This window comes from Microcoleus sp. K4-B3 (assembly GCF_036704615.1).
Taxonomy (GTDB): domain Bacteria; phylum Cyanobacteriota; class Cyanobacteriia; order Cyanobacteriales; family Microcoleaceae; genus Microcoleus.
The window spans coordinates 1-14,160 of record NZ_JAUBSF010000001.1 but is presented as its reverse complement, the minus strand read 5'-3'; the positions used below and the strand labels follow the sequence as shown (position 1 = coordinate 14,160).

The 14,160-nt window shown below is 43.4% G+C and carries 15 protein-coding genes; 6 read left to right on the top strand and 9 right to left on the bottom strand.

Annotation, left to right across the window (positions count from 1 at the left end; translation table 11 throughout):
* Positions 1–270 precede the first annotated feature (270 nt).
* Positions 271–951 carry a Uma2 family endonuclease gene (locus QUA78_RS00075; protein ID WP_333299608.1) on the top strand — a complete coding sequence of 227 codons (681 nt, stop codon included), beginning with the start codon at positions 271–273 and terminating at the stop codon, positions 949–951.
* A 366-nt stretch (positions 952–1,317) separates the two neighbouring features.
* On the top strand, positions 1,318–3,873 hold the full coding sequence (leuS, locus tag QUA78_RS00070) for a leucine--tRNA ligase (protein ID WP_333299607.1): 2,556 nt from the start codon (positions 1,318–1,320) through the stop codon (positions 3,871–3,873).
* A gap of 82 nt (positions 3,874–3,955) precedes the next feature.
* Here leuS and QUA78_RS00065 read toward each other — a convergent pair whose 3' ends face one another.
* Positions 3,956–4,759: a helix-turn-helix domain-containing protein gene (locus QUA78_RS00065; RefSeq protein ID WP_333398487.1), complete on the bottom strand. Its 804-nt coding sequence runs from the start codon at positions 4,757–4,759 to the stop codon at positions 3,956–3,958.
* A gap of 171 nt (positions 4,760–4,930) precedes the next feature.
* Here QUA78_RS00065 and QUA78_RS00060 point away from each other — a divergent pair, with 171 nt between their 5' ends.
* Complete coding sequence (locus QUA78_RS00060; RefSeq protein ID WP_333398486.1) at positions 4,931–5,935, top strand: site-specific DNA-methyltransferase; 1,005 nt, start codon at positions 4,931–4,933, stop codon at positions 5,933–5,935.
* Between the two features lie 37 nt (positions 5,936–5,972).
* Complete coding sequence (locus QUA78_RS00055; protein ID WP_333306098.1) at positions 5,973–6,860, top strand: alpha/beta hydrolase; 888 nt, start codon at positions 5,973–5,975, stop codon at positions 6,858–6,860.
* 13 nt (positions 6,861–6,873) lie between these two features.
* Here the strand turns inward: QUA78_RS00055 and QUA78_RS00050 are convergent, their stop codons facing one another.
* Positions 6,874–7,677 carry an SAM-dependent chlorinase/fluorinase gene (locus tag QUA78_RS00050; protein WP_333306100.1) on the bottom strand — a complete coding sequence of 268 codons (804 nt, stop codon included), beginning with the start codon at positions 7,675–7,677 and terminating at the stop codon, positions 6,874–6,876.
* 18 nt (positions 7,678–7,695) lie between these two features.
* Here QUA78_RS00050 and QUA78_RS00045 point away from each other — a divergent pair, with 18 nt between their 5' ends.
* The gene (locus QUA78_RS00045; protein ID WP_333306101.1) at positions 7,696–8,544 is read left to right on the top strand and encodes a DUF3598 family protein; all 849 of its coding nucleotides are present in this window, start codon (positions 7,696–7,698) and stop codon (positions 8,542–8,544) included.
* 100 nt (positions 8,545–8,644) lie between these two features.
* On the opposite strand, the gene QUA78_RS00040 is transcribed toward QUA78_RS00045, so the two are convergent.
* From QUA78_RS00040 to QUA78_RS00030, 3 genes are all read right to left on the bottom strand, one after another.
* The gene (locus QUA78_RS00040) at positions 8,645–9,322 is read right to left on the bottom strand and encodes a GIY-YIG nuclease family protein (protein ID WP_333306103.1); all 678 of its coding nucleotides are present in this window, start codon (positions 9,320–9,322) and stop codon (positions 8,645–8,647) included.
* Between the two features lie 142 nt (positions 9,323–9,464).
* A complete protein-coding gene (locus QUA78_RS00035) occupies positions 9,465–10,328 on the bottom strand; it encodes an aldo/keto reductase (protein ID WP_333306104.1) in 864 nt (287 codons plus the stop codon).
* 225 nt (positions 10,329–10,553) lie between these two features.
* Positions 10,554–11,336 (bottom strand): ABC transporter permease, encoded by a 783-nt coding sequence (locus QUA78_RS00030; protein WP_333306115.1) that lies wholly within the window; start codon positions 11,334–11,336, stop codon positions 10,554–10,556.
* Between the two features lie 459 nt (positions 11,337–11,795).
* On the opposite strand from QUA78_RS00030, the gene QUA78_RS00025 reads away from it, so the two are divergent.
* Positions 11,796–12,869 carry a radical SAM protein gene (locus QUA78_RS00025; RefSeq protein ID WP_333306107.1) on the top strand — a complete coding sequence of 358 codons (1,074 nt, stop codon included), beginning with the start codon at positions 11,796–11,798 and terminating at the stop codon, positions 12,867–12,869.
* Positions 12,870–12,967: 98 nt separating this feature from the next.
* On the opposite strand, the gene QUA78_RS00020 is transcribed toward QUA78_RS00025, so the two are convergent.
* The 4 genes from QUA78_RS00020 to QUA78_RS00005 all read right to left on the bottom strand — a co-directional run.
* Complete coding sequence (locus QUA78_RS00020; protein ID WP_333306109.1) at positions 12,968–13,252, bottom strand: hypothetical protein; 285 nt, start codon at positions 13,250–13,252, stop codon at positions 12,968–12,970.
* A gap of 197 nt (positions 13,253–13,449) precedes the next feature.
* Positions 13,450–13,611 carry a hypothetical protein gene (locus QUA78_RS00015; protein ID WP_333306111.1) on the bottom strand — a complete coding sequence of 54 codons (162 nt, stop codon included), beginning with the start codon at positions 13,609–13,611 and terminating at the stop codon, positions 13,450–13,452.
* Positions 13,612–13,706: 95 nt separating this feature from the next.
* On the bottom strand, positions 13,707–13,961 hold the full coding sequence (locus tag QUA78_RS00010) for a HEPN domain-containing protein (protein WP_333306113.1): 255 nt from the start codon (positions 13,959–13,961) through the stop codon (positions 13,707–13,709).
* Positions 13,962–14,160, bottom strand: a 199-nt coding sequence (locus tag QUA78_RS00005) for a transposase (RefSeq protein ID WP_333304998.1), incomplete at its 5' end; no start/stop codon positions are given.

The following is a 14,160-nucleotide window of genomic DNA, read 5'->3' as shown; positions in this document are numbered from 1 at the left end:
CGATCGCCGATCGCCATTTTTTCTAATTTTAGGAGTCGTTGGGTGGGGGCGGGTTTATGAAATTATTGGTTTTAAAAATAGATTGTGGGTAAAACCCGCCCCACAAAATTATCAATTACCAATGATAAAGGATCACCAAAAAATATTTATTTAGGTGCTGGTTTCATCCACAATAATTGCCTGAAACCCATAATATCGTAAACCCGCCCCGACCCGATGACTATCATAAATAGTATAATTAAGCTGAGATACTTCTCGGAGACAACCACAATGCAAGTCATAACCGAAGAAATTATTTATCCATGCAGCGACGGTCAGCCGATGGCAGATAGCACAATCCAATACCAATTAATTGTCACAATCAAAGAAAGTTGCGAGTCGCTGTTGAAAGATGACCCGAACGTGTTTATAGCCGCCGATTTACTGTGGTATCCGGTTGAGGGTAGAACAGATATTTCTCAAGCGCCCGATGTAATGGTGGTATTTGGGAGGCCAAAGGGCGATCGGCTTTCCTACATACAATATCGAGAGGACAATATCACTCCTCAAGTCGCCTTTGAAATTCGTTCCCACAACGACAGCCAAACCAAAATGAATAAGAAACTTTCATTTTACCAGCGTCATGGAGTTGAGGAATATTACCTTTACGATCCCGAAAGAAATGAATTGCAAGGTTGGCAAAGAATTGAGGGAATATTAGAAGTAATTGAGCCGATGCAGGGATGGATCAGTCCGAGATTGGGTGTGCGGTTTGAGTTGGCAGAAGAAGGGTTAGAAATTTATCGACCTGATGGCGAAAAGTTTCTTTCCTATGCGGAAGTAGAAGAACAGGGGTTATTAGATCGCCAGCGCCTACAACAAGAATCTCAAAGGGCCGAACAAGAATCTCAAAGGGCTGAACGTTTAGCCGCCAAACTGCGCGAATTGAACATCGATCCAGATAGCATTTAAGCCCGAATAAATGCTAAGAAACCCGATTTATAAAATAAATCGGGTTTCTGGGAATTGCGGTTATTTATTCTTTTAGGATTTACGCATCAAGACCAAAGAAACCGGGTTTTTTACGGTTTTGCCGACTGTAACGAAATATTCTCACAAAAAACCCGGTTTCTGACCACTGGTGCGTAAGTCTGATTTTTTTAACGGCGAATGGGAGGTTTTGCCGATCGCCCCCCAGCTCAAATTACATATACTACAATATATAATACAGATATTCGAGCCAAAAGGCTTGGAGCTTAGAAAAATCCGAATCGAGGCCCCTTGAATGTGCAAAAATGTTCAAGCAAACATTAGTAAATCCTACACGGAGCAATTGTTGTGGATTCCAGATATAACCCCCAATCCATAGAAGAAAAATGGCAGCAGACATGGGCTGAGCAAAACTTAGACCAGATGCCAGAAGATACGGAAAAGCCTAAATTTTATGCCTTATCCATGTTCCCCTATCCGTCGGGAAACCTGCACATGGGCCACGTCCGCAACTACACAATCATCGATGTAATTGCCAGACTCAAGCGAATGCAAGGCTATCGGGTATTGAATCCGATGGGATGGGATGCTTTTGGTTTGCCCGCAGAAAATGCCGCCATCGAGCGAGGAATTCCGCCTGCACAATGGACTTATCAAAACATTGCCCAAATGAAAGGCTTATTTCAGCGTTTGGGCATTTCATTTGATTGGACAAAAGAAGTTACAACTTGTTCTCCCGATTATTATCGCTGGACTCAATGGATTTTCTTGCAATTTTTAGAAGCAGGATTAGCATATCAAAAAGAAGCGGCAGTTAATTGGGACCCCATAGATCAAACAGTCTTAGCAAACGAACAAGTAGATAACGAAGGTCGTTCCTGGCGTTCCGGTGCCAAAGTCGAGCGCAAATTATTGCGGCAGTGGTTCCTCAAAATTACCGATTATGCCGAACAGTTATTAAACGACTTAGACAAATTGCCCGATTGGCCAGAAAGAGTCAAATTAATGCAAGCCAACTGGATCGGCAAATCAGTCGGCGCTTACTTGGAATTTCCCATTGTCGGGATGGAGGAAAAAATCGCAGTTTTCACCACACGTCCCGATACAGTTTACGGCGTCAGTTACCTTGTTTTAGCGCCGGAACATCCACTAACTCAGCGCGTGACAACCGCAGACAGAAAAGCCGCCGTAGAAACCTTCATCAAAGAAGTTGCACTGCAAAGCGAGATCGATCGCACAGCCGAAGACAAACCAAAGCGCGGCATCCCCACAGGCGGCAAAGCAATCAATCCTTTCAGCGGCGAAGAAATTCCCATTTGGATTGCCGATTATGTGCTGTACGAATACGGCACCGGCGCAGTCATGGGAGTACCCGCCCACGACACGCGAGATTTCAAATTTGCCAATCAATATCAACTGCCAATTAAAGTAGTAATTGTGGATGATGATGAAATGCCGCTGACGGAAGCTTACACCGAACCAGGAATTATGATTAATTCCGAAAGCTTCAACGGCATGGATTCAATTAAAGGCAAAGCAGCGATTATTCACCATGCCGAAAATGCAGGTTATGGCAAAGCCCGAATCCAATACCGCTTGAGAGATTGGCTAATTTCTAGACAGCGTTATTGGGGCGCTCCGATTCCCGTAATTCACTGTCCCAACTGCGGCACAGTACCCGTCACCCAATCGGATTTGCCCGTATTGTTGCCGGAAAATGTACAATTTACTGGCAAAGGTTCGCCCTTGGCAAAGATGGAAGAATGGGTAAACGTTCCTTGTCCGAGTTGTGGCACTCCGGCGAAGCGGGAAACAGATACGATGGATACTTTTATCGATTCATCGTGGTATTTCTTGCGCTACCCCGATGCTCAAAATCAAGAGCAAGTCTTCGATAGGGCGAAGACAAATGATTGGATGCCCGTAGACCAATATGTGGGCGGCATCGAACACGCAATCTTGCACTTACTGTATTCGCGGTTCTTTACCAAGGTTTTGCGCGATCGGGGTTTGATCAATTGTGACGAACCATTTAAACGCCTGTTAACTCAAGGCATGGTGCAAGCAATGGCATACAAAAACCCCGTTACTGGCAAATACGTTCCCCCAGCAGATATAGACCCCGCAAATCCAAAAGATCCTCAAACTGGCGAAACTTTGGAAGTCTTCTACGAGAAGATGTCCAAATCAAAATACAATGGCGTTGACCCCTTGGAAGTTATGGGCAAATATGGGGTAGATACGGCGCGGATGTTTATTTTATTCAAAGCGCCACCAGAGAAGGATTTGGAGTGGGACGACGCTGATGTGGAAGGGCAATTTCGCTTTTTAAATCGCGTTTGGCGCGTGGTGACAGAGTTTGCTGCACGCCCCCCTGCCACCCCCGGTCAAGGGGGAGAGAATGCTGAATTAAGTAAACCTGAGAAGGATTTGCGGCGGGCGATTCACACTGCAATTAAGGCAGTGAGCGAAGATTTGGAGGGCGATTATCAGTTCAATACTGCTGTTTCGGAAATGATGAAACTCAGCAATGCTTTGAATGATGCTAAATGTAAAGATTCGCCCATTTATGCAGAAGGAATTAACACTTTGATTCGCTTGTTAGCGCCTTTTGCGCCGCATATTGCTGATGAATTGTGGCACAATACTGGTAACAGTGAATCGGTACACAGGCAAACTTGGCCGAGTGTGGATGCTTCTGCCTTAATTACCGATGAAATTACGCTGGTAATTCAAATAATGGGCAAAACTCGCGGCACAATTCAAGTGCCTTCTGGTGCTGATAAAGCTGCTTTGGAAAACTTTGCTCGCGAGTCGGAATTAGCCAAGCGTCACCTGGAAGGTAAGGAGATTAAAAAGGTAATTGTCGTGCCTGGAAAGTTGGTTAATTTCGTGGTGGCTTGAGTGTAAAAGTCGCTACCTGTAGGCAACGTATCGTTTATACACAAACACAACCTAATCCCCTTTAAACTCTATCGGGCAACTATTATTTACTGTAAGAGTAGACAAGTTGCCCTTTTTTTACTAGCTTTAAGGGAATTTTAGGATTGTTTAGCGGCTCGTTTTTTAGCCTTACCTTTTCTTCCCATTCTTTAAATTTAGGTTCCAGCATTTCAGGTGTAAGTTTATAAATCTCTTTGAGAGTTATGCCTTCATACAGTCCAATATACCAAGCTTCTACTCTGCGATATTTGTCAAGTATAATTTCATTCAAATGATGGTGAGTAGTGACCCCACCGCTTTTATTGAGAGCAATATTTATTGTTTTAAGTTCGTATTCTTTTCCTTCAGCATCAATAGCATCGTTTCCTTCACGTCCAGGTGATATCCGCAGCCCTAAAAGGATTAATAACTGTAAAGTCTTTCCCCCGTTATCTTGAAAAATATCCGCAATACCATATTTACTAGCCAGATTTTGCAATTCTTGGATGCTTTTCATAGCATTTTCTAACCGTTTAGCATCTGAAATGCGTTCTGCTTCCGTGGTAACAGCCTCTTCAACAGGCTCTACAACTGAGGGAGAAACTGGTTCAGCTATTAGGGTGCTAATGAGAGCTGTACTCTCGCCGCTTTGGCTAAAACTGATTAAATAAGTAGCGGGTACATCGAGCGCTTCAGCTAGAGCGAAAATAACTTCAAAGGATGGCGATCTTTCACCGCGTTCCAATAAGCTGATATAGTCAGTAGTCTTGTCTATGAGTTCTGCTAACTCGTCCTGTGTCAGCCTTTTTTCTCTGCGTAACTGACTTACCTTGGCCGCAAATTGTTGCCTGGCTTCTTTGTAATTCATACCCCTCACAATTCATAAAAACGAACTGAAAGTTCGCTTTTTGAATGGTACGAAGAATTTATACACAACACCACGTACTGAAAGTACGGATTTACTATAACTGAGAGTACGGATTCTGATATAATGACAGTAGGCTGTGTCTGTTGTACCTTAAACTAATCTAAATTAAGCATGAGTAACATTTTGCCCGCCCCAATTTACACCACCCAATACGGTCAATCTTATTTGGGAGATTCTCTTCATCTCCTGAATAGTCTTGCTAGCAATTCTGTAGATTTGGTGATTACATCCCCTCCTTTTGCATTGCAACGCAAAAAGAGTTATGGAAATGAAGATCAAGATTTATATGTTGATTGGCTGCTGGGATTTGCTCCAGAAATTAAAAGAGTTCTCAAGGATACTGGAAGTTTTGTTATAGACCTTGGAGGTGCTTATCAAAAAGGAATACCTGTACGCTCGCTGTATAATTACCGCGTACTTATTAGGTTATGTGACGAATATAAATTTAAACTTGCTCAAGAATTTTTCTGGTTTAATCCTTCAAAACTTCCATCTCCTATAGAGTGGGTGAATAAAAAGAAAATCCGGGCTAAAGATTCTGTGAATACTGTTTGGTGGCTTTCCAAAACGAATCAGCCTCAAGCGAATATTACTAAAGTCAAAGTAGAGTATTCTGAGAGAATGAAAAAACTTTTAAAAAATGCTGATGAATTTTACACCCCCAAAGAACGTCCTTCCGGTCACAATATTAGCGATCGATTTGCCAAAGATAATGGAGGTGCTATTCCATCTAATTTACTAGAGATTTCTAATTCGGAAAGTAATTCTCAATACTTGCGTTGGTGCAAAGAGTTTAATGTTAAGGCGCATCCGGCACGTTACCCTCAAAGATTACCGTCATTTTTTATAAATTTTCTTACTGAACCGGGAGACTTGGTAGTAGATATTTTTTCTGGTTCTAATACTACGGGTTATGCAGCAGAACAATTATCAAGAAACTGGATAAGCTTTGAAAAAGAAAAACAATATGTTGCTGCATCAATATTTAGATTTTTGCCTCAAGAATCTTTTTGGGAAGCGGATACAATATACAACCAATTATTAAATGAGGAAGCATCAGGATTAATTTTACCTCAAAATAGGCTCCTTTTTGAAGTTAATAATTATTGTTTTTAATCGGCTAAATAGTCTAATTATTATTGGATTTTCCACAATGCTCGAAATACAAAATAGATACAGACATTGTTTAAAGTTGCTATTTTTAATAGGAAAATTTTGGGCGATCGCCTACATTGCTTGCTGTATACTCTTGTTTTTTCTGCAAACTCGTTTGATCTTTCAGCCAACACCTACAATCGCCAAAACACCGGATGCTTTTAACATCCCTTACCAAGAAGTTTGGTTGCCAGTTAAGGGTCGATCGCGCAAAATTGAAAAACTTCACGGTTGGTGGCTGCCCGCGGCAAATCGACAATCATTAGGAACTCTATTGTACCTGCACGGCAGGGGTTTTAACATCGGTGCGAATATCAATCAATCTTACCGCTTTCGGCAATTGGGTTTTTCCGTATTGCTGATTGATTACCGGGGTTACGGCCGCAGTCAAGGCAGCTTTCCCAGCGAAGCTCGGATATATGAAGATGCGGAAACAGCTTATAATTATTTAGTGAAACAGCGGCAATTGTCGCCCAGCGAAATCTTTTTGTACGGTCATTCAATGGGAGGTGCTGTTGCTGTGGAATTAGCGATCGCACATCCGGAAGCTGCGGGATTAATTGTTCAAAGTTCGTTCACTTCAATGCTTGATATGGTAGAACGCTACAGTATAATGCGGCTGTTTCCGCTGCGGCTGCTGCTGACGCAAAAATTTGATTCTTTGGCTAAGGTTAAATTGCTGCGAATTCCGGTTTTGTTCGCCCACGGGACTGCTGACCCTTTGATTCCCAGTGGGATGAGTAAAAAGTTGTATGCTGCTTCTCCTGAACCTAAGAAAATTTTACTTGTTCCTAATGCTAAGCACAATAATGGAGATGCTTTTTTTAACAGTAGCGAATACCGCAAAACTATTGTTGATTTTGCAGATATATCTAGAATGAGATGAATGCAGATTACCCTCACTCTATGTAAATCATTTGTACTTTATCTCCAAATTCTAGCTGCAATACTGATTGAGCGCTGCCGCCATTAACGGCAATTTCTACCCAACCGTCAGAACCACTTATGGCAATTAAATCGCCCGGTTCGCTGTCGCTGTAGGTGTTACCGCTGGGGATGCGAATTGCATCAGAACTATTGCTAATTGTTACTGACCAATTGTTACCTATAATGCAATTATTGGGAATATTAGTAATTAGATTGCCGAAGCGATCGACATATTGGATGCAGCCTGCTGCACCTGTGGCTGTAACGCCACAATTTGGTATCTCTAACTCTACTAAACTTGCAGGGTCGATCGCCTCCCCCAACTCTTCCAAAGCCACCCCGTTCGCCAAGTGAGCGCCCGCTGCTGCAAAAATATCGCGACCGTGAAAAGTGCTGCTGGGTTGAGGTGTGCGCCAGTATTGGGAATTCGTGAGTTCGACAGAGGATCTGGCACTTTCCCGACTCAACACCCCGCTAAACAACCCGTTATCCGGCCCGACAAGAAAGCAATTAGCACATTTAACCGCAACCCCGCGTCTCTTGCTTCCCACACCCGGATCGACGACAGCAATATGTACGGTTTCCGGCGGAAAATAAGCAAAAGCAGTCATCAAACAAAACCTCGCCGCCGCAATATTTTGAGACGGTATTTGGTGCGTAATGTCAATGACTTTTAACTGCGGGTTAATTTGGGCGATCGCACCTTTCATCACTCCTACATAAACATCACTTAATCCAAAATCCGTAAGCAGAGTTATAATTCTATTTTTAGACATATATCCAAAGGTAAAAATATGGTATCACAATGGGAAAACTTTCTGCAAAACTTGGGAGAATGGCACGGTTCATTCACTCAGCTATCGCCGCGAGGAGAGGTACTTCAAGATACTCCTAGCATTATTTCTCTCGAAGGTTTCAATGACAACAAAACAGTGCGATTGAAACTCCGTCGCTTTTCCCCAAATCCTAGCGGTGTCGGCGAACCGGAAGTGAGCGAACTTGTGCGAGAATATCAAAGTTTAGGACGAGATATCCTGTTTTTTGAGAATGGAGCTTTTTGTCAGGGAACTATTCAACTAGCGCCTTATTGTGAGTGCGGTGCCGAGTTTGGTTTTATCTACAATTATCGCCGGTTGCGCTTCGTTCAGCTCTACAATACCGACGGCAATTTATCAAACCTTACCTTAATTCGGGAAAAGCAGCCGGATAAAAATGTCCCCGAACGTCCGCCTTTAACTGTTGACGATTTGCTGGGAGAATGGCAGGGCGAGGCGGTGACAATTTATCCAGATTATCGTCATCCTGATTCCTATTCTACCAATTTACAATTGCATTTGGAAAGTGGCGATCGCCTAGTGAACAAAATCACTTTTGGCAGTAATGCTACTGTTATCACTTCTAGCGCCAGCATTGACGGTTCAGTTCTGCACTTTAACGAAGGTGCTTCCCCCGTGCAAGTTTTGCTCCTCCCTGACGGCGGTTCTTGCACTTTACCTGTCAAGATTGAATTGAGAAAACCTATATTTTTCGAGGCCGGTTGGTTGGTAGAACCTGACTTGCGGTTTCGGATGATTCGCAGTTACAATGAGCGGGGTGAATGGGTAAGTTTGACTTTAGTTACTGAACGCAAAGTTAGTCATTAATTAGTATGGGCTGGTTGACCAACACTCTTTAATTTCCACCAATAATTTACATAAACCCGCCCCCATTTATGGCGGACGAAAGTTTATGTAGCCGCGAATTTTATTCGCCGGACTTTGTTTCCTGGGTTTGTGACTGAATCACGGCACTCCAGTCATCATTGTTAACAGCAGCTTCCAAATCCTTAGCGCGTTCGCCATCACTTTTGGCGGCTGTTTCTAACTCTTTGGTAAGAGTGGAATCTGCCATTGCTTTCCGCAATTTCAGCTTCTTTTCCTCATAAGCTTTTTGTTCTTCGGCAGACATTGCCGATCGCGCTGCTTGGCCTACCGTAGCCGCCCACATTTCGCTTTCAGCACCGTTTCCAGGTGGAATGCTGCCAATTTCTGCTATCCAAGCATCCCGCAAACTTTCCATTTCTTCCCGCTTCGGGAATTTGAAAGTTTGCACGCGCAGGAAAGCACAATTTTCTGCGCCATTTTGGGCGATGTGACCGTTGATGGAAAGCAGGATATTTCGCGAATAACCGATAAACTGAGTGTTGCGGGAAATATCCATTACAGCGTAAACGCCGGCGACTTTCGCGTTAGTTGCCAAATCGCGCCATGTATCGATCGACATTACTTGCGTGCCGTCATTTTCTAATTCAGAAATAGTGGCTGCTGCGCTGTGTTCTGAGTCGGAACTGTATAAAAAGTTGTGCAGTCCTTCATGGGCGACAGGTACGTTTTGATGTTCAATTGCTACGTCTCGATCGGCATTCACTTGATTAGCTTCCATAAAACCCAATTCCTCAAAAAATGTCAACTTTACTCATTAAATCCCGCTTTCAGGGGCGCGCAAGATGCCCACCCCACAATAAAGTTCTCTTTGTGGAACAGGCCGGAAAGCCTGTTCTATTGTTTTTTTTGCCCTTATATACTTAACTTACGGCAATTTGTTGCAATTCCTCGTCAGTCAATTTAACTTCGAGCGCCCGCACAGAGTCCTCAATACTCGATACTTTGGTCGCACCGGGAATCGGAACGATGCAAGGCGATTGGGCCATCAACCAAGCTAATACTATACAGTAAACTGAAACGTTTTTTTCTTCGGCTAATTTTGCGATCGCGGGCATATCTTGCAAGCTGGTGACGCGGCGGCTTCCTCCTAAAGGACTCCAGGGAAAAAATGTCAGTTTTTCGGTTTCGCAATATTCCAGCACGCCGTCTGATTCCGGCTGTCTGTGCCACGGATTGTACTGATTCTGCACGGAGACAACTTCTACTGTATCGCGAGCACGTTTGATCTGCTCTACAGAAAAGTTGGAAACTCCAATAAATCGAATCATTCCAGCTTCTACTGCTTCTTTTGCGGGTGCTAGGGCTGCTTCGATGGTATAAGCAGGATCTGGCGAGTGATATTGCCAAAGGTCGATCGGTTCCTTGCCGCCCAATGCTTCAAAACTTTCCCGAATTGTCTTGCGTAAATGGTGGGGGTTGCCATTGCGCGTCCACGCACCTTGAGGCCGCATTAAGCCGCCTTTAGTGGCGACAGTAACGGACCTAACATCTCCGCTGTACTGTTGCAAAGCTTTGGCAATCAGGTGTTCGTTGTGGTGTTTGTCGGATTGATCTTGGCAGTAGGAATCTGCGGTGTCAATTAGGGTGACACCCAAATCGAGGGCGCGGTGAATTACCGCAATTGATTGCGATTCTGGCGGTCGGCCGCTTAAGGACATTGGCATACCTCCAAGACCGATTGCGCTGATAGTAAAGTTAGTGTTACCCAGTTTTTTTCTTTTCATTGGTTTGCCTTCGTTTGCGTGGTTTATTTCCAGTTTACATTTCAAGGATAGGTGGAAATTTTACATTTATTTAACTATCTAAGTAAATAGAAAAAAATATTTTTTAGATAATCTCTTTTGCCTTTAAAATGTATATTTCAATTCCCTATTCCCCACGTGTCAAATCCTCTCCCTCTTAAACATAATAGACAATCTAGATGTGCAGCAGCTTACCTACCTACTTAACTAGCTGGAAGCGCTGGTGTAAAAGCGGAGTGCAAATTGCCAGAAGTAGCGGGAGAAAAATAACAGCCCGATCGCCAATATTCCCGCCCCTGCGATCCAAACGATTTCACCTCTCCCCAGCATGGCTTCTGCAGGCACAGTCGTCAAGAAGGCAACGGGAACTACGAAAGTGAAGAAAAATCGATAAGCTGCGGGATAAGCTGCCATTGGAAATCTACCCGCTTCTAACAATCCTTCGAGAACTTCGGTAACATTGTAAATTTTGACAAACCAAATGCTGGTTGCCCCTAACATAAACCATATACTGTAAAGAGTAATAGTTCCGAATAACAGCGGTATTGCTGTTAAAAAATAGTTGCCGATTGCTACTTCCAATTTGTTAGCAGCATACAGCAGCAATACGGTTCCCAAGATTAAATCTGGGATTCCCCAAGGCGAAACTGTGTTTGCAGATAGCCAGAATTGGGAACTGATGGGTTTGAGGAGTACGAAATCGAGAGTACCTTGCTGGACTCGATCGACAATACGGCTGAGATTAGGTGCTAGAAACGTTGACGAAAACCCCTGCAAAATCGTGAAAATACCGAGTACAACTAAGGCTTCTTCCCATTTCCACCCAGAAAACGTGTAACCGGTACGGTAGAACAAAAACAGCCCAAACAAGCTGCCCGCAAGATTTCCGAGGCTGCTGAGGGCCGCCAGGACAAAGTTGATTCGGTATTCTAGTTCCGCTGCGATCGCCGCACCCCAGAACAATTTCAGTACGTGCAAATATCGTCCCATGTTTATCGCCATTTTTTGCCGTGTAAATACTTAAATTTCCATATTGTAAAGGTTGTGTGAAATTAATTGCTGTACGGCTGCTCATTTCACTATAACAATAAATTATTTAGATCGCTTACTTAAGTAGTTTTACTGACACTTAGTATTAAGTTATTTAACCAAATTTAAACAAAAATTACAAAAATTATTAATTTAAGTCAATCTTAAGCCAATATATTGGCCATTATTAAGATTGATTCATGTTTTCACAAAAAATATGGCTTAATCAATCGGGAATACTAATATGTTACAAGTTTTAATATTATAAATATTTGAGAAACATCTAGGCATACCCAAACGGAACACTTAGGATGGTGCATACGTACTCAAAAGGAATGCGTCTTCATAAGTACGTAATAATACGTACAAAAGAGGGATCGAGAAATTGACGTAGCTAACAACACGTAAGGAAAAAAAGACATGGATGCTTTAACATTGTCCAGGCTGGGAGTCAAGCACACCAAGAGTGCAGTAGCCGAATCGCTGCGGATCAATACAGGATACGACGTGACAAGCCCAGTCACTTTTTACGGGATTGTCAACGAGCGCTGCAATGTTAAATGCCGCCAGTGCGAGTATTGGCGACTCAAAGAATATAAAGACGAAATGACGATCGAAGAATGGCAAAATGCCCTCTTGAGCGTCAAAGAATTTGTGGGTGAATTTTCAATCAACTTTAGCGGCGGCGAACCTTATATTAAAAAAGGTTTTCTAGACTTGCTGGCCTTTGCGAATAAAAATGGCATTCACGCCGGCGTCACCACCAACGGCTATTGTATGACCAGGGAAAACGCAGCCAAAACAGTCGCTGCTCGTCCTTTTAATGTGAATATGTCAGTTGACGGGCCGAATGCAGAACTGCACGATTATTTGCGGGGTCAACCGGGATTGTTCGATCGGCTTTCTAAAGGAATCGGTTATCTGCGCGAAGAACAAGAAAAACAGAACGTCCTGTTTCCGATCAACGTCAAACCGACAATGAACCGACTCAATTTCCGCCACCTCCCGGAAATAGTCACCTGGGCTCAGGGAATTGGGGCGACGACGGTGAACTTCCAACCTGTCAACCGCTGGACGCCAGAAACATACGAGGAATTGTGGATTGAAAAAGAAGACATGGAAGAATTTGCACAAGTAATCGAGCGCCTAATTGAAATGAAGAACAACGGTGCTCCGATTATGAACAGCGATGAAGTGTTGCGATTGATGATTCCTCACTTCGCGGAAGAAAAAGCTCCTGATTCAACTCGTCCTTGTCGCGTTGGACTGCGCAATTACTGGATTGATACGCGCGGCGATGTGAAATTGTGCGATGAGTTTCCGGTGATTGGGAATGTCAAAGAGCAAAGCGCCCGCGCTATTTGGTACGGCGAAAAAGCTCAGGAAGTCCGCCGGGATACTTTGAATTGCGGTAAGCTTTGTCTGATTACTTGTGTTTCGCAAAAGACGATTTTGGACAAGGTAAAAATGGGCATGAAGTTATTAAAAAACTGAACTTTGAGCAGTGTTAATATTGCTTGTGTTCATGGTAGCCGGGTTCGATCGCAAACCCGGTTTTTTTGTTTAATGAATTGTATTCCGGTTCGGTTTTGCTAAAGGAAACGGCAATGCCGTTTCCCTACCAATACAATGTTTTGTATCAGTCGTAGGGTGCGTGAGGGTGAAAAATCATTGCACCGCAGCCCTTTACTATTGACTGTCACGCACCGCTTTACCTCGGCAATATTTTTCTTACCAGCGGCAGGATTCTGGGGGAGATTTTTCTCGCCAGCGGCAGGATACCCAGTATCAGCAGGCCGAATATTAAAGCGAAAAGTAAACTCCCGATCGTCGTCGCGGTGAAGGGATGAAGCGGGACGGAAAAATTGGGTTGCCATTTAATGGGTTTAGCTTTGATTAGGGAATCGCTGGCTGAAAAGATTTGTCCGCCGCCGCTCGCAGTTCCGACAAAAAAGATGATATTCTCAAGTTAGCCGCGCTTTTTCTCTTTGTCTTCGTTCTTCGAGTCGATTTCCATTTGTTCCCGATCGCCCTGACGTTCCCTCTCTTCCTGTTCCCGGTTCAATTCCACCTGTTAGATTTCCACCATCTCGCAAATTGTGGATATTGTTGGCTGCAACAAATCTTGATTAGCAATCAGGTAGTTTAAGTATTTTTCAATTGGACTTTGATATTTGCGATCGCACAAACTCCGGAACTTCTGCAAAAACACCAGATTGTCGCCTTTAATGGACAAACGTTTAATTTTAGCATAACTTTCGACATAAATTTCCGCATTAATATCAACAGTATTGCGATCTGCCTCCCCACAGCAAACAAGCTTCCTATCCTTTAAGGAGATGGTGGAGGAAGCGAATCAATATTGGCTAGGGCAAAATTGAGAAAGTATTCTGTCCGCGATATCAGTTGTTCGGCATCGGTTTCTGTTATATTTGGATCGACATTATAATCCGCTCTGAGACGAGTTCTTTCAGCATCAATTAGGTAGCGGTGCAGTTCTACCGGAACTCGATTAGTGCGAGCGAAGCGTTCCCCAAAAGCAGCGATAACGGCTGAGTGTCGCGAATTGGATAAGCTGTCAAACATCTAAACTGCATTAACTAAGTTACCTTTACTTTTTATTTTTCGGTTCCATTTCATAATTAGTCCTCCTTCATTTAACAGTTTATGTAACAGTGCTTCTAATTTTTCAATGGATTCAAATAATCTATTAGCAACATATTCCTTGGCAGAATGCCAGACTAATTCAACTAAGTTATAGTCCGGGCTATACTTGGGCAAAAAC

Excerpts from the sequence above, each read along its gene's own strand:
- QUA78_RS00075 (WP_333299608.1), top strand. The coding sequence starts at position 271 with ATGCAAGTCATAACCGAAGAAATTATTTATCCATGCAGCGACGGTCAG.
- QUA78_RS00065 (WP_333398487.1), bottom strand. The coding sequence starts at position 4,759 with ATGAATTACAAAGAAGCCAGGCAACAATTTGCGGCCAAGGTAAGTCAG.
- QUA78_RS00060 (WP_333398486.1), top strand. The coding sequence starts at position 4,931 with ATGAGTAACATTTTGCCCGCCCCAATTTACACCACCCAATACGGTCAA.
- QUA78_RS00055 (WP_333306098.1), top strand. The coding sequence starts at position 5,973 with ATGCTCGAAATACAAAATAGATACAGACATTGTTTAAAGTTGCTATTT.
- QUA78_RS00050 (WP_333306100.1), bottom strand. The coding sequence starts at position 7,677 with ATGTCTAAAAATAGAATTATAACTCTGCTTACGGATTTTGGATTAAGT.
- QUA78_RS00045 (WP_333306101.1), top strand. The coding sequence starts at position 7,696 with ATGGTATCACAATGGGAAAACTTTCTGCAAAACTTGGGAGAATGGCAC.
- QUA78_RS00040 (WP_333306103.1), bottom strand. The coding sequence starts at position 9,322 with ATGGAAGCTAATCAAGTGAATGCCGATCGAGACGTAGCAATTGAACAT.
- QUA78_RS00035 (WP_333306104.1), bottom strand. The coding sequence starts at position 10,328 with ATGAAAAGAAAAAAACTGGGTAACACTAACTTTACTATCAGCGCAATC.
- QUA78_RS00030 (WP_333306115.1), bottom strand. The coding sequence starts at position 11,336 with ATGGGACGATATTTGCACGTACTGAAATTGTTCTGGGGTGCGGCGATC.
- QUA78_RS00025 (WP_333306107.1), top strand. The coding sequence starts at position 11,796 with ATGGATGCTTTAACATTGTCCAGGCTGGGAGTCAAGCACACCAAGAGT.
- QUA78_RS00020 (WP_333306109.1), bottom strand. The coding sequence starts at position 13,252 with ATGGCAACCCAATTTTTCCGTCCCGCTTCATCCCTTCACCGCGACGAC.
- QUA78_RS00010 (WP_333306113.1), bottom strand. The coding sequence starts at position 13,961 with ATGTTTGACAGCTTATCCAATTCGCGACACTCAGCCGTTATCGCTGCT.